The 19,054-nt window shown below is 69.9% G+C and carries 21 protein-coding genes; 7 read left to right on the top strand and 14 right to left on the bottom strand.

Annotation, left to right across the window (positions count from 1 at the left end; genetic code table 11):
- The first annotated feature begins 18 nt into the window (after positions 1-18).
- The 3 genes from lpqS (at position 19) to NMI01S_RS31410 (ending at position 2,968) form a co-directional block, all read left to right on the top strand.
- Positions 19-489, top strand: a complete 471-nt coding sequence (lpqS, locus tag NMI01S_RS31420; protein WP_063002353.1) for a putative copper homeostasis (lipo)protein LpqS — start codon at positions 19-21, stop codon at positions 487-489.
- A 98-nt stretch (positions 490-587) separates the two neighbouring features.
- A complete protein-coding gene (locus NMI01S_RS31415; RefSeq protein WP_063002352.1) occupies positions 588-1,697 on the top strand; it encodes a PLP-dependent cysteine synthase family protein in 1,110 nt (369 codons plus the stop codon).
- On the top strand, positions 1,694-2,968 hold the full coding sequence (locus NMI01S_RS31410) for an MFS transporter (protein WP_063002351.1): 1,275 nt from the start codon (positions 1,694-1,696) through the stop codon (positions 2,966-2,968). Before NMI01S_RS31415 ends, NMI01S_RS31410 begins: the two co-directional genes overlap by 4 nt.
- A 55-nt stretch (positions 2,969-3,023) precedes the next feature.
- Here NMI01S_RS31410 and NMI01S_RS31405 read toward each other — a convergent pair whose 3' ends face one another.
- Complete coding sequence (locus tag NMI01S_RS31405) at positions 3,024-3,452, bottom strand: nitroreductase family deazaflavin-dependent oxidoreductase (RefSeq protein ID WP_063002395.1); 429 nt, start codon at positions 3,450-3,452, stop codon at positions 3,024-3,026.
- Between the two features lie 111 nt (positions 3,453-3,563).
- On the opposite strand from NMI01S_RS31405, the gene NMI01S_RS31400 reads away from it, so the two are divergent.
- A complete protein-coding gene (locus NMI01S_RS31400; RefSeq protein WP_063002350.1) occupies positions 3,564-6,311 on the top strand; it encodes an ATP-binding protein in 2,748 nt (915 codons plus the stop codon).
- A gap of 52 nt (positions 6,312-6,363) precedes the next feature.
- On the opposite strand, the gene NMI01S_RS31395 is transcribed toward NMI01S_RS31400, so the two are convergent.
- The 6 genes from NMI01S_RS31395 to NMI01S_RS31370 all read right to left on the bottom strand — a co-directional run bounded on the left by NMI01S_RS31395 (position 6,364) and on the right by NMI01S_RS31370 (position 12,162).
- The gene (locus NMI01S_RS31395) at positions 6,364-7,797 is read right to left on the bottom strand and encodes an MFS transporter (RefSeq protein WP_063002349.1); all 1,434 of its coding nucleotides are present in this window, start codon (positions 7,795-7,797) and stop codon (positions 6,364-6,366) included.
- A gap of 42 nt (positions 7,798-7,839) precedes the next feature.
- The gene (locus NMI01S_RS31390) at positions 7,840-8,655 is read right to left on the bottom strand and encodes an alpha/beta fold hydrolase (RefSeq protein ID WP_063002348.1); all 816 of its coding nucleotides are present in this window, start codon (positions 8,653-8,655) and stop codon (positions 7,840-7,842) included.
- A 42-nt stretch (positions 8,656-8,697) separates the two neighbouring features.
- Positions 8,698-9,066: a nuclear transport factor 2 family protein gene (locus tag NMI01S_RS31385; protein ID WP_036507740.1), complete on the bottom strand. Its 369-nt coding sequence runs from the start codon at positions 9,064-9,066 to the stop codon at positions 8,698-8,700.
- 108 nt (positions 9,067-9,174) lie between these two features.
- The gene (locus tag NMI01S_RS31380; protein ID WP_063002347.1) at positions 9,175-10,281 is read right to left on the bottom strand and encodes an NAD(P)/FAD-dependent oxidoreductase; all 1,107 of its coding nucleotides are present in this window, start codon (positions 10,279-10,281) and stop codon (positions 9,175-9,177) included.
- 65 nt (positions 10,282-10,346) lie between these two features.
- Positions 10,347-11,117, bottom strand: coding sequence for a maleylpyruvate isomerase N-terminal domain-containing protein (locus NMI01S_RS31375; RefSeq protein ID WP_063002394.1), 771 nt, complete (start codon positions 11,115-11,117; stop codon positions 10,347-10,349).
- Positions 11,118-11,202: 85 nt separating this feature from the next.
- Positions 11,203-12,162, bottom strand: coding sequence for an alpha/beta fold hydrolase (locus NMI01S_RS31370; protein WP_218021172.1), 960 nt, complete (start codon positions 12,160-12,162; stop codon positions 11,203-11,205).
- Between the two features lie 374 nt (positions 12,163-12,536).
- Between NMI01S_RS31370 and NMI01S_RS31365 the strand changes: the two genes are divergently transcribed.
- Together NMI01S_RS31365 and NMI01S_RS31360 are read left to right on the top strand one after the other, a co-directional pair.
- Positions 12,537-13,226, top strand: a complete 690-nt coding sequence (locus NMI01S_RS31365) for a DedA family protein (protein ID WP_063002392.1) — start codon at positions 12,537-12,539, stop codon at positions 13,224-13,226.
- 212 nt (positions 13,227-13,438) lie between these two features.
- On the top strand, positions 13,439-14,296 hold the full coding sequence (locus NMI01S_RS31360) for an alpha/beta fold hydrolase (RefSeq protein WP_063002346.1): 858 nt from the start codon (positions 13,439-13,441) through the stop codon (positions 14,294-14,296).
- Positions 14,297-14,326: 30 nt separating this feature from the next.
- Here NMI01S_RS31360 and NMI01S_RS35480 read toward each other — a convergent pair whose 3' ends face one another.
- The 5 genes from NMI01S_RS35480 to NMI01S_RS31350 all read right to left on the bottom strand — a co-directional run bounded on the left by NMI01S_RS35480 (position 14,327) and on the right by NMI01S_RS31350 (position 16,303).
- Positions 14,327-14,482, bottom strand: a complete 156-nt coding sequence (locus tag NMI01S_RS35480; RefSeq protein ID WP_167669968.1) for a hypothetical protein — start codon at positions 14,480-14,482, stop codon at positions 14,327-14,329.
- Positions 14,483-14,559: 77 nt separating this feature from the next.
- Positions 14,560-14,700 carry a hypothetical protein gene (locus NMI01S_RS35180; RefSeq protein WP_157126457.1) on the bottom strand — a complete coding sequence of 47 codons (141 nt, stop codon included), beginning with the start codon at positions 14,698-14,700 and terminating at the stop codon, positions 14,560-14,562.
- 155 nt (positions 14,701-14,855) lie between these two features.
- Positions 14,856-15,482: a nitroreductase family protein gene (locus tag NMI01S_RS31355; RefSeq protein ID WP_063002345.1), complete on the bottom strand. Its 627-nt coding sequence runs from the start codon at positions 15,480-15,482 to the stop codon at positions 14,856-14,858.
- A 161-nt stretch (positions 15,483-15,643) separates the two neighbouring features.
- Positions 15,644-15,799 (bottom strand): hypothetical protein, encoded by a 156-nt coding sequence (locus NMI01S_RS35475; RefSeq protein ID WP_086007330.1) that lies wholly within the window; start codon positions 15,797-15,799, stop codon positions 15,644-15,646.
- Positions 15,800-15,922: 123 nt separating this feature from the next.
- Positions 15,923-16,303, bottom strand: coding sequence for a hypothetical protein (locus NMI01S_RS31350; RefSeq protein WP_174554594.1), 381 nt, complete (start codon positions 16,301-16,303; stop codon positions 15,923-15,925).
- A gap of 139 nt (positions 16,304-16,442) precedes the next feature.
- Between NMI01S_RS31350 and NMI01S_RS31345 the strand changes: the two genes are divergently transcribed.
- Positions 16,443-16,667, top strand: coding sequence for a hypothetical protein (locus tag NMI01S_RS31345; RefSeq protein ID WP_063002344.1), 225 nt, complete (start codon positions 16,443-16,445; stop codon positions 16,665-16,667).
- 10 nt (positions 16,668-16,677) lie between these two features.
- Here NMI01S_RS31345 and NMI01S_RS31340 read toward each other — a convergent pair whose 3' ends face one another.
- Together NMI01S_RS31340 and NMI01S_RS31335 are read right to left on the bottom strand one after the other, a co-directional pair.
- A complete protein-coding gene (locus NMI01S_RS31340) occupies positions 16,678-17,580 on the bottom strand; it encodes a Cof-type HAD-IIB family hydrolase (protein WP_245717106.1) in 903 nt (300 codons plus the stop codon).
- Between the two features lie 149 nt (positions 17,581-17,729).
- Positions 17,730-18,851 carry a PucR family transcriptional regulator gene (locus NMI01S_RS31335; protein ID WP_063920925.1) on the bottom strand — a complete coding sequence of 374 codons (1,122 nt, stop codon included), beginning with the start codon at positions 18,849-18,851 and terminating at the stop codon, positions 17,730-17,732.
- Between the last annotated feature and the right edge of the window lie 203 nt (positions 18,852-19,054).

Genomic DNA, 19,054 nt, shown 5'->3' with positions numbered 1-19,054 from the left:
GGCTGGGTTGGTGGATCGGTGTCCGACCCGGCGTGGACTCCGGCCTCGGGTCTGTTCGCCGCTGCGGTCGGTCCAGCGGCGGGTGCGGATGCGGTGAGCTCCGTCCTTCGGTCGCGGCGGGGTGTCGCGGCCATGATCTTCGTCGCCTTGCTCACTCTCGTTGCGCTGCATACCGATTGCGCGGTCGCCGATGCCGAGACGGCCGGTCCTTCCGCGTCGTCCGCCGCCCCGAAATCCGCACCGGCCCATCTCGGATCGCATCTTCCCGCCTGGGACGACTGCTGTGCGCACGACAGGCACGTCGTCCTGGATTCGGTGCTTCCGGCGGATCCGGCGAAGCTGTGGCCGCCCGGCCATCTGTGGGACGCGGTGGCTACGGTGACCGCCGCACGGCGGCACCATCGCGCGACCACCGTGCGCGGGCCGCCGGGCCCGCCGCCCCGCACCGGTCGCGACATTCTGACGCATCTCGGTATCGCCCGCCGCTGATCGGTCAGCGACAGGCCGCCGGCTCGTGCCGGTGGCCGGTGTCCGCTGCCCGCATCCGTACCGCCCGCATTCGGGCGGAGATACCGAAAGCGACAGTCATGGACGACATCGTGCTCGACCACCCGCAGCCGATCCCGGCAGCGCCGACCCCGGCGCACCGCCCGCGCGGCCTGGTCGGCAATACGCCGGTGCTCTGGATCGGCGAACCGCTGAGCGGCCGCGGTCGCGGCTTCTGGGCCAAACTCGAAGGCGCCAATCCGGGCGGCATGAAGGACCGGCCCGCGCTGCACATGGTGCGCAGCGCCGAACGCCGCGGAGATCTGCGGCCGGGTGCGCGCATCGTCGAATCATCCAGCGGCACTCTGGGATTGGGGCTCGCGCTGGCGGGGATGGTGTACTCGCATCCGGTGACAGTCGTCACCGACCCCGGAATGGAACCGATGGTGGTGCGACTGCTGCGCGCCTACGGCGCACGAGTGGAGACAGTCACCGAACCGCATCCGGCCGGCGGCTGGCAACAGGCGCGCCGCGATCGGGTCGCGGCATTGCTGGCCACCGAGCCGGACGCCTGGAGCCCCGACCAGTACAGCAATCCCGACAATGTGGACGGTTACGAATCGCTGGCCCTGGAGATGGTGCAGCAATTGGGCCGCATCGACGTTCTCGTATGCGCGGTCGGGACCGGGGGACACTCCGCGGGCGTCGCCCGGGTGCTGCGCCGGAACAATCCGCGACTGCGGCTGATCGGCGTGGACACCGTGGCCTCGACGATCTTCGGCCAACCGGCCGGGCCGCGTCTCATGCGCGGGCTGGGCTCGAGCATCCACCCCCGCAACGTCGACTACGACGCCTTCGACGAAATCCATTGGGTGGCACCGGCGGAAGCGGTGTGGGCATGCCGGACGCTGGCCGCCACCCACCACGCCAGCGGCGGCTGGAGTGTCGGCGCGGTGGCGCTGGTGGCGGGCTGGGCCGCGCGTGTGCACGACACCGGCACCCGGATCGCCGCCGTCTTTCCCGACGGGCCGCATCGCTACGCCGACACCGTCTACAACGACGCCTACTGTGACGAACACGGCCTGCTCGATGCCGATCCGCCCGTCGAACCCGACACGATCGGCCATCCCGCCGACCGAGTGGTGACGTCGTGGACGCGCTGCACCACCGTCGTCGACCCCCGCACCCTCGACCCGGAGCCCGCCGCATGAGTGTCCTCGCCCGATTCCGCAGCTTCGACCCGGCGGCCCGGTTGCTGATGGTCAATCAGTTCGGCATCAACCTGGGCTTCTACATGCTCATGCCGTACCTGGCCGGATATCTCGCAGGCCCGATCGGCTTGGCGGCGTGGGCGGTCGGACTGGTGCTGGGCGTGCGCAACTTCTCCCAGCAGGGCATGTTCCTCGTCGGTGGCACGCTCGCCGACCGGCTCGGCTACAAACCGCTCATCGTGGCGGGATGTCTGCTGCGCACCGCGGGATTCGCGCTGCTGATCTTCGCCACCTCGCTGCCGATGCTGCTGATCGCCTCGGCCGCAACGGGTTTCGCCGGTGCGCTGTTCAATCCGGCGGTGCGCGCGTATCTGGCCGCGGAGACCGGTGAGCGCCGCGTGGAGGCGTTCGCGGTATTCAACATCTTCTATCAGGCCGGCATCCTCGTCGGGCCGCTGGCCGGACTCGCCCTGCTGGTGACCGACTTTCGCGTGACCGCCGCGGCGGCGGCCGTGGTCTTCGCCGTGCTGACCCTCGCGCAACTGTTCGCGTTGCCGCCGCGACGGGCGAGCGAGCCCGCGGTGCGCACGACGGTGCTCCAGGATTGGCGGACCGTACTGGCCAATCGCCGTTTCCTGGCCTTCGCGGTCGCGATGATCGGTTCGTATGTGCTGTCGTTCCAGGTCTATCTGGCGCTGCCGTTGCAGGCCGGATATTTGAGCCCCGGCCACGCGCAGGCACTGACCTCGGCATTGTTCGTGGTGTCGGGCGTGGTCGCGGTGGCCGGGCAGCTACGCATCACCGCATGGTTCCGCCGCCGGTGGGGGACCGGCCGCGGCCTCGTGGTCGGCATGGGGGTACTGGCCGCGTCCTTCCTCCCGCTGCTGCTGGTGCCGGGCCCGCGCCCCTTCGGCACGGTGGCTGCCGTTGCGGCGCTGCTGATGTCGGCGGCGATCCTCGCGGCCGGGACCGCGGCGGTGTTCCCGTTCGAGATGGATACAGTGGTCTCGCTGTCCGGCGGCGCGCTCGTGGCCACGCACTACGGGTTCTACAACACGGTGGTCGGAGTCGGAATCCTGACCGGCAACCTCGTCACCGGCGTGGTGCTGGACGCCGCTCGGTCGGCCGGACTCGACGCGGTGGTGTGGGCCGGGTTCGCCGCTATCGGGGCGCTGGCGGCGTTCGCCCTGGCCGCGCTCGAGCGGAGCGCACGCGCGCAACCCGTTGGGGGAGAAGAAGTTCCGGTGGACTCGGTGCGCGAATCCGCGTGACCGGCGATGGCCGGCACTCGTCCGCCGCCATGGTGGCGGACGAGTGCCGGGCAGGCTATGCGCGCCGCAGTTCCAGCACCGGAATGGTGCGGATCCCCTCGGTTTTGCGGGCGTAGCCGGCGAATCCGGGATAGCGGCGGGCCTGTTCGGCGAAGATGCGGTCGCGGCGCTCACCGGTCACCTCGGTGACCGCCGCCGGGTAGCGGTCGGTGCCGCGTTCGATCTCCGTCGTCCCGGCGGTGGTCAGGTTGTAGTACCAGTCCGGATTGGTCGGCGCGCCGGCCTTCGACGCGAAGACATAGATGCTGTCCGGGTTCTCGTCGTCGGCCAGATACATCATCGGTGTCACCAGTTCGCGGCCGGATTTGCGGCCGCGATGATGCACCAGCACCATCGGCGCGCCCTCGAAATCGCCACCGACGCGTCCCTCGTTGGCTCGAAATTCCTCGATGATCGCGGTGTTCCAATCGCTCATGACCTGCATTCTGCTGTCGAACCGGTGGCCGCGGCGGGAGGCGCGCACGTGGGAATACCGGCGATGGTCGGTATGCGATGATCGGTCCGGTGTTCGTGATCCGATTCGTGGCGCGGTGCCATGGCTGAGCTGTACGGGCGGGCGGCCGATACCGCAGCCATCGCCGCCCTGCTGGACCGGGCCCGCGCGGGGGAGAGCGGTTGGCTGGTGCTGCGCGGCGAACCCGGAATCGGTAAGACCGCCCTGCTCGACCAGGCCGCCGATCTCGGCGCCGACCTGCGGGTCCTGCGCGGGGCGGGGGTGGAGATCGAGGCCGAACTTCCGTTCGCCGGTTTGCAGTTGCTGCTGCGGCCGGCGGTCGCGCATCTGCCCGCCCTGCCCGCGCGCCAGCGGGCGGCGCTGGAGGCGGCGCTGCGCCTCGGCGACGATCCCGGCGGGGATGCGATGCTGGTCGGATTGGCGGTGTTGTCGCTGCTCACCGAATACGCCGGCGATACCGGGCTGGTCTGTCTGATCGACGACGCGCAATGGCTCGACCGGGCCTCGCTGGACACGATCCTGTTCGCCGCCCGGCGGTTGTACGCCGAGGGGGTCGTGATCATCCTCGCCGCCCGCGACGGTGCCGCGTTCGCGCGGTCCGCGGATCTGCCCGAACGCCGCATCGCCGGGCTGGACTCGGAGGCCGCGGCCGCGCTGCTCGACCGCCGCGAACTGCCCGCCGGGGTGCGCCGGCAGGTCCTGTCCGAGGCACAGGGCAATCCGCTGGCCTTGCTCGAATTGGCCGGCTCCACACGCGACGGACGTCCCGGCGCGGCCCATCCCGGTGCGCTGGCGTTGACCGACCGCCTGCAACTGGCCTTCCACGGACAGGTCAGCCGGATGCCGAAATCGACGCAGGACGTGCTGCTAATCGTCGCGGCCGAGGAGTCCGGCGAAGTGTCGGCGGTACTGCGCGCCGCGGCCGCCGTCGGCGCCGGACTCGACGATCTGGCCCCCGCCGAGGAGGCGGGACTGCTGGTGCGCGGCGAGACGGCGGAGACGATCGCCTTCCGTCATCCGCTGCTGCGCGCCGCCGTCTATCAGCGAGCGCCGCTGGGACAGCGAGTGGCCGCACACCGCGCGCTGGCGGCCGCGCTCGACGGCCCTGCCGACGCGGACCGCCGTGCCTGGCACGCGGCCGCGGCGGCCACCGGCCCGGACGCGGAAGTCGCTGCGGCCCTGGAGGATACCGCTGCGCGCGCGCTCGCCCGCAGTGGCCACGAGGCGGCCGCCGCGGCCTACGAACGCGCCGCCCGGCTCACCGCGGACTCCGGGCTGCGCGCGCATCGGGAGGCGCTGGCCGCCCAATCGGCCTTGAACGCGGGCGATCTGGAACGTGCCGCGGCGCTCGCGCGCCGTGTGGCCGGAAGAGCCGGTGCGACAGCGGAATTGCGGGCTCGGGTCGCGCACGTCGAAGGGCTCGCCCACTTCTGGCAGGGCCGTTTCGCCGAGGCGGACGCATTGCTGCGCACGGGCGCCGCGCAGGTCGCCGGCCGTGATCCCGCGCTGGCGGCGACCATCCTGATCCAGGCCCTGCACACCGGCTGGTATCTGGGGGAACGGTATGTCCGCGACTGCGTGGCGCAGTTGACCGCGGTGCCGCTGGCCGACACCGATCCGCTGCACCCGGTCGTGACCTATATGGCGAGCGTCCTGGATCGCCGCGACACCGCGGGCGCACCAACGGAATTGACACGGACATTGGAAGAATCCGCGCGGCGGGGCCAGGTGCCGGATCAGGTGCGGCTGATGCTGTGCGGCGTGGCGATGGCCTGCGGCCAGGATGCCGCCGTCTACGGGCCGGCCGAGGCGCTGAGCCGGGAGTACCGCGGCGCCGGTGCCGCCGGCCGGCTGCCCACCACTTTGTTCTTCGCCGCCGAAGTGGAGATCTTCACCGGTCGTCTGCGCGATGCGCGAACCACCGCGGCCGAGGCGCTGCGTCTGGCCGCAGATCTGGGCCAGCGCCAATGGGTCAGCCAGCTCAGCAGCGTTCTCGCGCATATCCATGCCGCCGAGGGCGACGAGGACCGGTGCCGGCACTACGCCGAGGCCGGACTCGCCGACAGCACGCCCGGATCCGTCTCGCCCGGCGCGGCGTGGGCGCATTGGTCGCTGGGGTTGCTCGACCTCGGTTCGGGCCGGGCCGAATCGGCGCTGTCGCGCTTCGAGCGGCTGACCCGGGACCCGTTGCGCCATCATTTGTGCGCGATGCGTTCGATACCCGATCTGGTCGAGGCGGCGGTGCGGGTCGGGGCCGCCGACCGGGCCGCACCCCACGCCGATCGGCTCGCCGACTGGGCCGCCGAGGTGCGGCAGCCGTGGGCCGAGGCGCTCGTATTGCGTTGTCGCGCACTGCTGTCCGACGACGACAGCGCCGAGACCCACTATACGCGGGCGCTGAAGCTGCACGATCGCGAGGAACGTCCGGTGGAATACGCGCGCACCGCGCAACTCTACGGCGAGTGGCTGCGCCGGGCCCGCCGCAAGAGCGAGGCGCGAACGGTGCTGACCGAGGCGCTGGACATGTTCGACCGCATCGGCATGCGCCCGTGGGCCGAACGCGCCCGCAGCGAACTCGTCGCCACCGGTGCCGCGCCGAGCGGGCCTGGCGGACAACCGGATTCGCGGTCGAGCGCGGCGGTCACCGGGCTCACCCCGCAAGAGTTGCAGATCGCTCGCCTCGCCGCCCGGGGCCTGTCCAATCGCGATATCGCCGCCCAGCTGTTCCTCAGTCACCGCACCGTCGGCTACCACCTCTACAAGGCTTATCCGAAACTCGGAGTGACCTCGCGCGGTGAGCTGAAAACCATTGCGGATCAATTGCTTTGACGATCGCGGACATGCCGCAGCCCCGGTGGTGTGACCACCGGGGCTGCGATCTCTACTTCCGGAGGCGTGTGCCGGGGAGCAGCTGCACCAGTGCCGCGGTGAGCAGGCACAGCAGCGCCATCGGCACCAGACTCGCGACGAAGGCCGACGCGAATCCGCCGGGCGCCGCGAGCCGGTCGTAGAAGACGATCCCGACCACCGCGATCCCGATCGCGCCGCCGACCTGCTGCGCGGTGGCCAGCACGCCGCCCGCCGCGGCGGCGTGCCGCGGTGTCACGCCCGCCAGCACGATGCCCGGCATGGGTACTAGCGCCAGACCCATACCCGCGCCCGCGACGATCATCCCCGGCAGCAGGTCGAGCACCGAGCCGTCGGCGCCGAGCTCGTGCGCGGTGATCGCGAGCAGCAGATATCCGCCGGCCTGCAGCACCGCGCCGACCGCAACGACCTGGCGGCCGAGCCGGGCGGCCGCCCGCTCCGACACCATCGAGGTGAGCAGGTAGGCCCCGCCGAGCGCGAGGAACAACAGGCCCGAGCCCAGGGCCGACAGGCCGCGTCCCTGTTGCAGATACAGCGCCAGGAACAGGAAGAACGATCCCATGGTCATCTGGTAGCTCAGTGCGATCGTCGAACCGACCGCGAACGAGCGTTCGGCGAACAGCGCGGGATCGACCAGCGGCTCCCCGCCGCGGGCCGCCGATCGCCGTGCGGCGGTGACGAAGACGGCGATCAGCGCGGCGGCGGTGGCCAGTGAGAGCCAGGTCCACAGCGGCCAGCCCTGCTCTCGGCCCTGGATCAGCGGCAACACCACCGCCGCCAGCGCGGTCGCGACGAGGCCGACGCCGAGCCGGTCCAGCCGGGTCCCGCCGTCTCCGCGTGATTCGGGGACCAGCCGTGCCAGCACCGCGAGGGTGAGCGCACCCACCGGCACGTTGATCCAGAAGATGGTGCGCCAGCCCAGTCCGAACAGATCGGCCTGGATCAACAGCCCGCCGATGAGCTGGCCGAAGACCGCGGCCAGGCCCATGGCCAGCCCGTAGGCGGCGAACGCGCGCACCCGGCGCGTGCCGGTGAACACCACGCTGATGATGCCGAGGACCTGCGGCATCAGCAGCGCCATCCCGGCCCCCTGGGCGATCCGGGCGACGACCAGTTCGGCGGCGTCACCGGCCAGCGCGCAGGCCGCAGAGGCGAGGGTGAACACCGCCATGCCGAGGCCGTAGAGCCGGCGGCGGCCGTACAGGTCGCCGAGCCGTCCGCCGGTGATCAGTCCGGCCGCGACCGCGAGGCCGTAACCGGCGACCACCCACTGCATGGTGGCGCTGCTCGCGTGCAGATCGGCCTGGGTGTCGGGGATGGCGACGTTGACGATGAAGAAGTCCAGTGTGGCCATGAAGATCCCGGCCAGCAGGACGAGCAGGGTGGCCCGTGCGGGCGGTGCGCTCGCCGGGCGGGTGCCATGGGCGGGCAGGGTGGGTGTGGACATGGGTGTTCCTCGGGGATCGTGCTGCGGGACAGAGGGTTTCGCTCAACCCTTGACGAATTCCAGGAGATCGTTGTTGAACTCGGCGGCATGTGAGGTGTAGAGACCGTGACCGGCGGTCGGGTACTCCTTGTAGACGGCCTCCGGCATCAGCTCCGCGGTGCGCCGGCCGGTGACCTCGGCGGGCGCGGAGAAGTCCAGGGCGCCGTGCACGATGAGCGTGGGAACCGTGATGGCGCGCAACGCTTCCCGGTTGTCGCAGTGGAAGACCGCCTGCTGCATGTGCAGCGTCGCCCACGGCGCGGTCGACAGGCACTGACGGTAGGTGATGTCGATATGTTCGGGCGACACGTCGGGATTCAGGTGGCTGTTGAAGTAGATCTGCGACTGGCGGGCCAGCCACCGGCCGCGGTCGGTGCGAATGCTGGCGACCAGCGCGTCCAGCATGGCTTCCGGGATGCCGCCGGGGTTGTCGTCGGTGGCCTTCATGAAGGGCAGGATCGCCGCGAGGAAAACCACTCGGGCGACGCGGCTTTCACCGTGGCGGGCCAGATACCGGGCGATCTCAGCGCCGCCGGTGGAGTGGCCGACCAGGGTGGCGCCGCGCAGGTCGAGATGATCGAGCAGGGCGCCCAGATCGTCGGCGGTGGTGTCGATGTCGTAGCCGGTGGACGGGCGGTCCGAGCGGCCGTGGCCGCGACGGTCCAGGGCGATGCAGCGGTAGCCGCGCTCGGTGAAGTACGGAATCTGGTATTCCCACATCTCGGTGTTGAGCATGGCGCCGGCGACGAAGACGATCGGCTCGCCGGTGCCGTAATCCTCGTAGGCGAGGGTGGTTCCGTCGGTGGTGGTGAAGTACATGATCGATCCTTTGCGGAGTGAGTGTCGGTGTCGGGAGCGGGATCAGGCGCCGGTGGGCACCTTGTCGAGGAAGCCGAGGATCTGGCGGATGCGGCCGTCGTCGCCGAGCGCGGCGACGTCGAAGCCGATCACCAGCGGCTCCTCGCCCGGCCGCCCCAGATGCCAGGTGAAGCGGGCGATGCCGTGGTGGCTGTCGATCGGGCCGCCGAGAGTGAATTCCAGTCCGGCGAACTGCTGCTGGACCGCGGCGACGGCGGCGTCGAGTCCGGCGTGGCCGCGCACCGACACCAGCGGATCGGTGTATTCGGCGTCGTCGGTGAGCAGGTCGGCGATCTGCGCGGCGCGGGCGGCGGGATCGGTCTCGTTCCAGACGGCGAGGTAGCGTTCGACCAGGTCGTTGATGTCGCTCACGGGATTCTCCTTCGTGGTGGTGACGTTCCGACCACAAAGTTATGGAGTTCCGGGCGACGGGGAATCTGTCGCGCTTAAGTACTTTCGACTGTAGTGCCGGGCGACGTACTACCGGTCGGCGGCGGGATCGCCGAGCCGCCGCGACGGGTCCAGGGTGGCGGCGGGTTGTCCGGTGGTGATGCTGTCGGCGAGCGTGGCGCCCAGGACCGGAGCCAGTTTGAACAGATTGTGCCCGGCGAGGAAGGCGGCGCCGCCGTCCTGCCAGGCGGCCAGCCCGTCCTCACCCCACGGTAGCCGGGTCACCCAGCAGTGCACGTAGCCTTCCGGTTCGGGTGCGAGTCCGGGAAGTGCGCGCTGGACGTAGCGGGTGGCGCGCTCGGCCAGCCCGGCCAGCGCCGTGGGATCGACCGCGCCGCCGTCGTTGCTGGGCACGGAATCGCTGAGTCCGAGCGCGTAATGAGTGTTGCCGGGGAACGCGGCGGCATAGATTCCGGTTTCGCCGAAGTCGCCGCTGCTGTCCTGCAGTGTGGCCAGTGTGGCGGGCGGCGCCGATCGCGGGCGGAAGGTCACCCGGACATGTGCGGACACCTGCACCGGCAGGGCGAGGCCGAGTGTCCGGGCCAGCGGCGCGGTGCCGCGGCCCGCGCAGACGACGACGCCGCCGAAGTCCGAACAGGTTGTGCCGGTGCGTAATTCGACGGTTTCGGCCGTGGTGTGTCGCAGGGTGAGGACGTGGTCGGTGACCACCGAATTACGCAACCGCTCGGTGAGCGCGTCGATCGCGGCGACCGTGCGGATGGAGCCCCCGGTCGCGTCCAGCATGGCCGGTCCGTCGTAGTCGGCCAGCGGCGGCAGCCGGGTCGCCAGTTCCTCGGCGTCGATACCGCGGGCGTCGATTCCGGGCGTTCGCCGCAGGATCTCCAGCTTGTCCGCCACGCCGGCCCCGAGCGCGACCGCCCCGTCCCGCGAGATCAGTTCGGTGCCGAATTCGCCTTCCCAGTCGCGCCAGACGCGCCGCGCGGCCACCGCCATCTCGACCAGCCGGGGATCGGTGTGCGCGTGGCGGAAGATGCGGGAATGACCGGCCGACTGGCCGCCGCCGGGCCGGCCCGACTCGTACACGGTGACCGACAGCCCGGCCCGGCGCAGTGCGTGCGCGGTGGCCAGGCCGACGATTCCTGCTCCGATCACGGCGACATCGGTTGCGGCACCCATCTCCGCGGACTACCCGCCCGCACGGCCCGCAATCCCCGGCGGCACACCGAACGGTGGGCCTGGGCTCAATACCCGCCGAGCAGCGCGCGGAGCCGGCCCAGTTCCTCGGGGCCGGCGGTACTGTGCCAGCGCGTCGGGTCGGCCGGTCGTCGACCCCACAGGAACAGCGCGCGCACGGCCGGATCGCTTTCCACGGTCGCCCGTCCGCGCGGCGGCACCAATTCGATGGAGTTGCCGTCCGGCTCGGCGACGACCAGGACGTCGTCGGTGCCCGGCGCCCGCAATCTGCCCTCGATGCGGCCCTCGGGGCCGAAATCGATATCTCTGCTGCCGCGCGCGAGCAAGGGCGGACCCACATCGCGCACGCTGTGACGAGTTATCCACGGCTGCATGAGCATATCGATCGCCGTCGCGTCGTCGCCGGTCATATCCCAGCGGTGCAGCACCATCTCCTGACGCATGTGTTCGAGGAAGAAGTCCGGGGCGACGGTTCGCCCGGTCCAGCCGATCGCCTCCAGCGGAGACAGCGTGTCGATCACCTCGGCGGTCTCGACGAGTTGTTCGCACCGGTCCACGAACGCCGCCCACAACTCGGCGTCCGGCATCGCGCGGTAGGGCGCCTCCCGCTCCTCGAAACCGCGGGTCGGCACGGGGCTGCCCGCCGCGTGGGCGGCGAGCACCCGCGCGAGTTCGGCCGCGTTACCGGTGTTGTGGATCAGGACATCGCGGACGGTCCAGCCCTCGCACCAGGTGCCCGCGTCGGGCCGGCGCGCCTGCACGGCGCGGGCGAAGGCCTCCCATTCCGGCAACGCTTCGGCGGCACTGTGTGAAACCATCGGCATCTCCTCCGACCGGGCCCGCGGTGCCCGGTTGTCGTGGCGGATCCGTCCTGATTCGCGCATACCCCGCCGCTGCCGGAAGTCACCCGGTAGTTCGACCCCGCGGTGCGTATTCGTCGATGATCCGGACTATTTCGGCGGCGACGAGCCCGGGCCGCTGGGTCGGCACCATATGCCCACAGTGCTCGGCGACGACATGTCGGCCGTGCGGCCGTGCCGCGCGCCGCTGGTGTGCGGCGTTGATCGCGGCACGGGAGCGCGCCGAGATGCCGACGGAGGGGGAGTCGGCGGACACGATCGTGACCGCGACATCAGGGCGGTCGGGACCGGCGTCGCGCAATTGTTCGAGATCCGCTGTGTGGCTGGCGAGTTCGGCGGCGCGGGTTCGCATCGCCGCCGATGTGAAGCCTTCGGCGCGGAAGTCGGCGCGGGCATCGGCGGGTAGCGCGGTGAGGGTGTCGCGGTAGGCCAGTCGCAGTGCGCCGATCCGTGCGAGCGCGGCGCTGAGCCGCTGTCCGGTTCGGGCCGCTCGCCGCGACGACGCGGTGAACAGGTGGTCGCAGAATTCGTCGGTGGGGTCGACCAGGACCGTGCCCGCGATCCGGCCGGGCCGGTCCGCGGCGGCGACCCGCACGATCGGACCGCCCCAGCTGTGGCCGACCAGCACGAGGCGCGGTGCGGCGAAGCGTTCGGTGAGGTGATCGAGCAGATCGACGAGGTCGTCGGCCAGGCGCCGGAGTTCGCGCGGTGCGCTGTCGGGGGCGCTGCGGCCCAGACCGCTGCGGTCGTAGACCACGGTCGCCGCGTAGTCGTCGAATTCGCGCTGCACCGCCGCCCAGTAGGAGCGGGTGCAGGCGAGTCCGCTCTCGAAAACGACCAGGGCCGAACGATGGTCGTCTCGCCCGGGCCGGTGCATGTAGTACAGCCGGCGTCCGTCGCGGGTGGGCGCCGTGCTCGCCGTGCCCTGGCTGTGCGGTGCGGCGGGATCGGCTCGTTGCCGCGCGAATCGTCCCGCCCGAGTCCCCTGCGTGCTCCCAATCACATTGGTTAGCCTAACCTGACTCGCCCACGCCGCAGACCCGCACCTGCCGCTCGTCCTGTTCTGCCGTTCCTTCGGTGCGGGCACCGCGGTGGTGGCGATGGCCTCCGATGCGGCGGTCCTCGGACACATTTCCGGAGTGGTTCTGCTCGGCGCTCCGGAACAGGCTCCCGCACAAGACTTCTCGACGCCGCAGGTGCCTACCCTGGTACTGCGCGGTATCGACCGGCGCGCGCCGCTGGACGAGCGGCGCCCGCGCTTGCCGGACGGTCGAAATCCCCGATGCCGGACACGATCTGCCGCACGAACCCGAGCACCGCCGTGTGACCGGCGAGATCCTGGGCACTCGCCAGCAGACCAGGAAGGGTGTCGATGGCATGAACCAACTGCAGGATCTCGTCACCGGCGCGGCCGGGTCGCCGTGGGTGTACTTCGCGCTGCTGGGCGTCTGCGTCATCGACGCCTTCTTCCCGCCGGTCCCCAGTGAATCGGTGATCGCCGCACTCGCCGCCATCGGCAGTTCGACCGGGAATCCCTCGGTCTGGCTGCTGCTCGTCGCCGCCGCGATCGGCGCGATCATCGGCGACAACCTGGCCTATACGATCGGCCGCGCGATCGGCACGGATCGATTCGCGTGGATGCGCAAGCCGAAGATCCGGCGGGCATTCGACTGGGCGCGCGGAATGCTCGACAAACGCGCGGCCCTGCTGATCATCACCGGCCGCTACATCCCGGTCGGTCGCATCGCGGTCAACATGACCGCCGGGGCGACCGAATATCCGCGCCGGAAATTCGTACCGCTGACGGTTATCGGAGGCATCAGCTGGGCGGCGTACTCGGTGGCGATCGCCAGTGCGTTCGGGCGCTGGCTGCGCGATCAGCCACTGTTGGCCGCAGTGATCGGCATCGCCTGCGCGATCGTCCTCGGCTTCCTCGTCGACCGCATCGTGCGGCACTTCTTCCCGGGCACCGACGAGGACGAATCCGGCGACGAGCACGACGACGAAAACCGGGGCGAGGACGACGCGGGGGAGAGAGCGCAAGCACGTCGGCGACAAGCGACGTGACTGCGCATCGAGCGTCGTCACACGACATCGGCGCATTCAGGATCGTCCACACGACGCAGGCGACGATCCCGCCGACCTCGTCCTCCGGTCGGTCGGGGAATCCGTCCGCGGGTGGATGAGCGCGGCCCCTGCGGCCCGTTACTGTCGGCACCGCGTCGACCGGCGCCGCGCTCGCGGTTGTCGTTCGCGCACAGTCAGGGGAAGGCACGGACATGGACACGTTCACGCACGCCGGATTCGTCTTCGACGTCAGCGACACGCCACCGACCTCCGGCAGCGGAACGCCGGAAACCGTGATCCTGCTGCACGGTTTTCCGGAGGATCGCCACTGCTGGGATGCGATCACGACAGCCCTCACCGCGGCGGGCTATCGCGTACTGGCACCGGATCTGCGGGGCTACTCACCGGGTGCGCGCCCGGCCACGCGGTCGGCATATGCCACGGCGCGCATGACAGGTGACGTGTACGCCCTGGCCGACGCGGCCGGTGCCGAACGCTTTCATCTGGTCGGCCACGACTGGGGAGCCGCGCTCGCCCGGGCCGTCGCTGCCGAGCGGCTGATGTCGCTGACCGCCCTGTCGGTGCCGCATCCCATGGCCTTCGCGCGCGCCATGGTCACGAGCGGCCAAGCCCTGCGGTCGTGGTACATGGCCGCCTGTCAGCTGCCGTGGTTACCGGAACTCGTGCTCTCCGCACAGGGTGGCCGGGCGATGCGCCAGGCCCTGCTCCGCACCGGGCTCGATCCGGACTCCGCGAACCGGTACGCGGCACGGGCGGCGCGTCGACGGGACATGCGCGGCCCGGTCAACTGGTACCGGGGACTTCCGTTCGCGCTACGCCGCCCGGTCGGCTCCGTCGACGTCCCCACGCTGTTCTGCTGGGGCACCGCGGACCGTTACGTCACACGGTCCGCGGCGCAGGCGTGCGGGCGTTACGTCACCGGCGCGTATCGCTACGAAGCCCTCGACGGCGGCTCGCATTGGTTGCCCGAACAGGCCTCCGACCGGGTCGCCGCCCTGCTCCTCGAGCATTTGCGAGTTTCGGTGGCCGGTGTCGCCGACCGTTTCTGACCGAGCTGCCGTCGCGGATCGGGGCGCGGATCAGTCGGGTGGTTCCTGGGCGTTGTCCTCGGTGCCGACATCGTCGGCGACCTCCCGGGTCGCCATCCCGCCGTTGTCGCCCTCGTCCACCGGCCCGGGCCGCCCACCTCGCGGTTCGTCGGTATCGTCGTCGTGCGGATGATTCGGATGGGACATGAATCCGTCCTTTCTCCAGGTTCGTGGCGGACTACCTCGACAGCCCGGCGGCAAACGCCGGCTCCCGTTCGCGTCGGCTAGAGCGAGACAAGCAGCACGCCGGCCGCGACGATCAATGCGGCCCAGACCATCAGGACGAGGACGGCCGACCGGGCGTCCTCGGGTTCGCTCGTCGTGGCCCGGCGGCGACGGTGGGAAGCGGTGATCGAAACGTTCACGAGCTCTCTCCTTCCGCGATCTGTCGGTACTACCGGTCGGCCTACCCCGAACCCGAAGCGCCACAACATTTTCCGCACCTTCGGCGTATGGGTTGTGTCACATCGTCCGGGAACCCGGTGGCTTCGAACGTCGTCCGGCGAGAGTCCGGCCGCCGTCACCAGCCGTTGATGTGCAGGACCGAATCCAGATCCACACGTGGGCCGGGGCGGAAGTCGGTGCCCTTGGTGTAGGCGACCGGGAGTAGCACGCCCTGGCGGACGTCGTCGGGAAGGCCGAGAATCTCCGCCACCTCGCGCTCGTACTGCAAATGCAGTGTCGTCCAAGCGGTTCCGAGGCCGCGTGCGCGCAATGCCAGCGCCAGGCTCCACGCCGCCGGGAGCAGTGACCCCCACAGGCCGGCCTGGTTCTCGGGCAGCGCGGTGGTGCCACCGGTGCTGATCGCCCCGATCACCAGTACCGGAACCTCGGCCATCACCTCACGCAGATAATCCGAACTCGTGGCGATGCGGGCGGCGCTCTCGTCGGCCGGTTCGCCTCCGGCTTCCCGGTACGCCAGATGTGAGCGCCGGTAATGCTCGGCGACCTGCGCCTTGATCGCCGGATCGGTGAGCACGATCCACTGCCAATGCTGCCGATTGCCTCCCGACGGTGCCTGCAGCGCCACCTGCAATGCTTCGCGAATCACGTCCAGCGGCACCGGCCGGGTCAGATCCAGGCGGCGGCGCACCGCACGCGTGGTGGTCAGCAACTCGTCCGGGGTGAGCGGAAGCAGTTCGGTCACTACGGGTCTCCTTCGGGATCGGCGTATACCGTCCAAGGATGCCCGACCCGGGTTTTGTTCCCGGATGTGCGAGGCGATGCGGTCCGCGCGGACGCACAGCGAAGCGCGTACTTCCCCCGCACGGGGGAAGTACGCGCTCCGGAGAAAGGAATTCGCTACCGCTAGAAATAATGCGCGCGGCCGGCGACCGGACGTCCGAACGCTCCGAGCAGGGCGAGGATCGCGCCGATGACGACGGCGATGATGCCCAGGGTCCAGAGGATCGGGATGCTGAAAACGAACCCGAGAACGAGGAGGATGACTCCCAGAATAATCATGTGAAACTCTCCCTTTGCCTTTTGTTATCCAGGCGCTGCCGCGTTCGGCCGTACTTCGATAACAAATCGCAGATACCCGGCCTCGACGGGCGTAAACAGAACGTATCGGGAGAGAATTCGGGCTCAGGGAGCTCGGGCCAGCCACCGCCAGCGCGGCAGCTCGGTGCCGACGGTCGCGACCGCCGGCACGGTGACGAGGACGGCAACCCAGGCCGGCCAGGCGAACCAGGCGCCCAGCACCGCCGCGGCGATCAGCACCAGCATCATCGCGATGGTGGCCCAGCCCGGAACGGCGACCAGCACCTGCTTCTTGTCACCGCGGGTCGCGAAGATCGACGGCACGCCGATCAGGACGATCACCGCGATCACCGCCGCCGCCACGGACCACGACGCCAGCGCCCACGGCGCCGCGACCCAGGCGATCAGTTCCGTGGCGAATCGCGCGATGGCGGGGCCACGGCCCTGTTCGGTGAGATTCGGTGAGACATCCGCACGTTCGGACATATCGCTCAGCCTCGCACGTTCGTGTTCAGTTCGTCGGGTGAAAGCCACAGCGTGCCTTGGCGATAGCCGACCGAGTCCGCGACCATGCTGCGGGAGGGTTTCACCCGCGCGGGTATCGCCGGCACGCGAAGCGAATTCGATGCCTTCGCCGCGCGGCGAGGTCGTGGTCATCTCCGCGCTGCGGGCCAGTCGGTTGCACGCTCGGCATCACGACACCGTCCGCGAATACCAACGCCGATTCGCCGATGGGGTGAACGGCCGGTTCGAAGACGCGGACTCCGAGCACATCGTGCCGGCCGAATGCCCGGATCAGGTGGCCGCCGCGGTGCTGCGGGTGGCCGGAGCGCAGGAGCGCGCGGTGTGACGCTCGGTGCTCAGGAACCGAACAGCCGCGCCAGCACCGTCACGACGCCGTCCTCGTCGTCGGCGGGTGCGAGGTAGCGGGCGCGGGCGCGAACGTCGGGGTGAGCGTTGGCCATCGCGAACGACCACCGCGCGGCATCGAGCATCTCGAGGTCGTTGAGGTAATCGCCGAACACCGCGGTCCGGGCCGGTGGGATACCGAGTGTCTCCTGCAGCGACCGCACCGCGCGCCCCTTGTCCGCATCGCGGCTCATGATGTCGATCCAGTGTTTGCCGGACACCACGACCTGCTCGCGTGCGGCGAGGGATCCGAAAACGTGATCGGCTGTCCGCTCGGCATCGGTGAAGTCGTAGATCGCCAGTTTCAGCACCTTGTCGGTCACCGCGGTGAGATCGTCGACATGCTCGAGGCGGGCGTAGTACTTCGCCGCCTCGGCGACGAACGCCGGATCCGTGCGCTCGATATAGGCACTGTCCAGGCCGCACACCACCAAGCCGAGCTCAGTGGCTTCGGGCGCTTCCCGCACCGCCTGCACGACCTGTTGCACGGTATCGGCATCGAGGCAGGTCGCGGATACCGTGACGCCGGAATGGACTATCAGGCAACCGTTCTCGGCGATGTAGGACATTCCGCCCGCCGCCTGCTCGAACAGTGCGGCGAGTGTCGCGTACTGCCGCCCGCTGGCCGGCACGAAGGTCACTTCGCGCGAACGCATCACCTCGAGCAGTGGCCAGAACGTGTCGGGCACGGTCCCGGCCTTCGTGAGCAGGGTGCCGTCCATATCGCAGACGACCAAGCGCACGCCGTGGTCGCCGGGCGGTATCGAGGACCACGATGGTGGTGCCGGGTCGGCCGAACCGCCCAGGGGGCCATCGTCTTCCGGTAGTTCGTCGCTTGCCGATCCGCTGCGCACCTGTCCACTTTCGTCGTCGACGACGCCGTGGGCACGGTCGTCGTCGCCTCTGCTGTGACGTGGCCAGTATGTACGACCCGTGCCGCCAGTCGGATCCATCCCCGAGGGAGGTGCACGCTCCATCTCCGCCGGGGCCGTCGTCGGGTGCGTCAGTGGGCCGGCATATGCGCGCGATAGGCGCGGGCGACGAGCGCGGCCCGGACCTGGAGCAGTCCGGAAGGTGAGGTCGGGTCCACTCCGATCAGCCGGCCGATGCGTTTGAGCCGGTAGTCGACCGTATTGGTGTGAACGCGCATCTCGTGTGCGGTGCGCTGCCGATTCAGCTCGTTACCGCAGTGCCGCACCAGCGTCTCGGTCAGTTCCGGATGGTCGTCGAGCGGGTCGAGGAGGGTGCCGAGGATTTCCAGCGCCGGTCCGGGCCGCGTGAGCTGATATTCGAGAGCGAGGTCGCGCATGCGGTAGAGGCCGGGCCGGCATCGCAATGCGTGCACGGTGTCGAGCAGCTCGTGCGCTTGGGTGGCCGCCGCGGGGACAGCGGCCCGGGTGGCGTGGACCGCCGTGGCGGTGATCGGTGTCCGGGTGGCCGCGGCCAGCGTGTGCACGACGTGATCGAGACAGCGGTCGGAACCGACGACCGGATAGGGGACCAGCACGGTGCCGCCGCTCGGGGACAACTGGAACAGCACCGCGCCGTTGTTCATCCGTTCCAGGACGGCACGGGCCCGGTGCATGGTCCGTCGCGCCCGGACCGAAACGTCGCAACCGGGGCGGTCACCGCCGGACTCGGTCGGGAACGACATCGCCAGCACCTGGTAGCGGTCGGCGAGTTCCACTCCGCATTCCCTGGCCGCCGCGGCGGCGGATCGGCCGCCGAGCAACGCGGAGGTCACCGCGTCGCTGCTCGGCCGGTAGTCCTCGGCGGCGTCGGGAACCGTCGCCGAATAGGCGTCCGCGATACCGGTTGTCACGATTTCCAGGGCGTCCAATACGCGACCGACCGACGTCACGATCGTGTCGACGTCGTCGCCGGAACTTCGCATCGACCCCAGGTGCCGCCGGAATGCCTCGAATACCGTGTGCTGAACGGTCTCGAGTGTCAGCCCGCACCGGACCCAGCGGTCCGCGGCGGTGGTCAATCGCGCGGCCGCGCCCGAACAGCTTCCGCCGAAGGACAATTCGTCCAGAACGTCGTGGCACCGGCCGGTGATCTCGTCCACCTCGACGGGCAACTGCTCGACGGACGAAGGGGCCGCGGCAATCTCGACACCCATGGCAACCTCCACCTGCGTTCCGGTGCACATCACACGCGACCGGCTCTTCGACTCTGTCGCTGCCGACCCGGTGACCACCACGTCGGCAACGGCGAGTATGTTACTGCACATTCACATGCTGTGGTAGCTTTGTAAAACTTCATCAAGCCAGGTGAAAGCGCAATTTACTTCCTTTGCAGCCGTGGCAAGTTATCATGAACTCG

This window comes from Nocardia mikamii NBRC 108933, assembly GCF_001613505.1.
Classification (GTDB): Bacteria; Actinomycetota; Actinomycetes; order Mycobacteriales; family Mycobacteriaceae; genus Nocardia; species Nocardia mikamii.
The sequence above is the reverse complement of the archived record's forward strand: the minus strand, read 5'-3'. Positions and strand labels throughout refer to the sequence as shown.

Excerpts from the sequence above, each read along its gene's own strand:
- NMI01S_RS31335 (WP_063920925.1), bottom strand. The coding sequence starts at position 18,851 with ATGGGTGTCGAGATTGCCGCGGCCCCTTCGTCCGTCGAGCAGTTGCCC.
- NMI01S_RS31415 (WP_063002352.1), top strand. The coding sequence starts at position 588 with ATGGACGACATCGTGCTCGACCACCCGCAGCCGATCCCGGCAGCGCCG.
- NMI01S_RS31380 (WP_063002347.1), bottom strand. The coding sequence starts at position 10,281 with ATGGGTGCCGCAACCGATGTCGCCGTGATCGGAGCAGGAATCGTCGGC.
- NMI01S_RS31395 (WP_063002349.1), bottom strand. The coding sequence starts at position 7,797 with ATGTCCACACCCACCCTGCCCGCCCATGGCACCCGCCCGGCGAGCGCA.
- NMI01S_RS31390 (WP_063002348.1), bottom strand. The coding sequence starts at position 8,655 with ATGTACTTCACCACCACCGACGGAACCACCCTCGCCTACGAGGATTAC.
- NMI01S_RS31350 (WP_174554594.1), bottom strand. The coding sequence starts at position 16,303 with ATGTCCGAACGTGCGGATGTCTCACCGAATCTCACCGAACAGGGCCGT.
- NMI01S_RS31410 (WP_063002351.1), top strand. The coding sequence starts at position 1,694 with ATGAGTGTCCTCGCCCGATTCCGCAGCTTCGACCCGGCGGCCCGGTTG.
- NMI01S_RS35475 (WP_086007330.1), bottom strand. The coding sequence starts at position 15,799 with ATGATTATTCTGGGAGTCATCCTCCTCGTTCTCGGGTTCGTTTTCAGC.
- NMI01S_RS31375 (WP_063002394.1), bottom strand. The coding sequence starts at position 11,117 with ATGGTTTCACACAGTGCCGCCGAAGCGTTGCCGGAATGGGAGGCCTTC.
- NMI01S_RS31360 (WP_063002346.1), top strand. The coding sequence starts at position 13,439 with ATGGACACGTTCACGCACGCCGGATTCGTCTTCGACGTCAGCGACACG.
- NMI01S_RS31365 (WP_063002392.1), top strand. The coding sequence starts at position 12,537 with ATGAACCAACTGCAGGATCTCGTCACCGGCGCGGCCGGGTCGCCGTGG.
- NMI01S_RS31405 (WP_063002395.1), bottom strand. The coding sequence starts at position 3,452 with ATGCAGGTCATGAGCGATTGGAACACCGCGATCATCGAGGAATTTCGA.
- NMI01S_RS31400 (WP_063002350.1), top strand. The coding sequence starts at position 3,564 with ATGGCTGAGCTGTACGGGCGGGCGGCCGATACCGCAGCCATCGCCGCC.
- NMI01S_RS35480 (WP_167669968.1), bottom strand. The coding sequence starts at position 14,482 with ATGTCCCATCCGAATCATCCGCACGACGACGATACCGACGAACCGCGA.
- NMI01S_RS31345 (WP_063002344.1), top strand. The coding sequence starts at position 16,443 with ATGCCTTCGCCGCGCGGCGAGGTCGTGGTCATCTCCGCGCTGCGGGCC.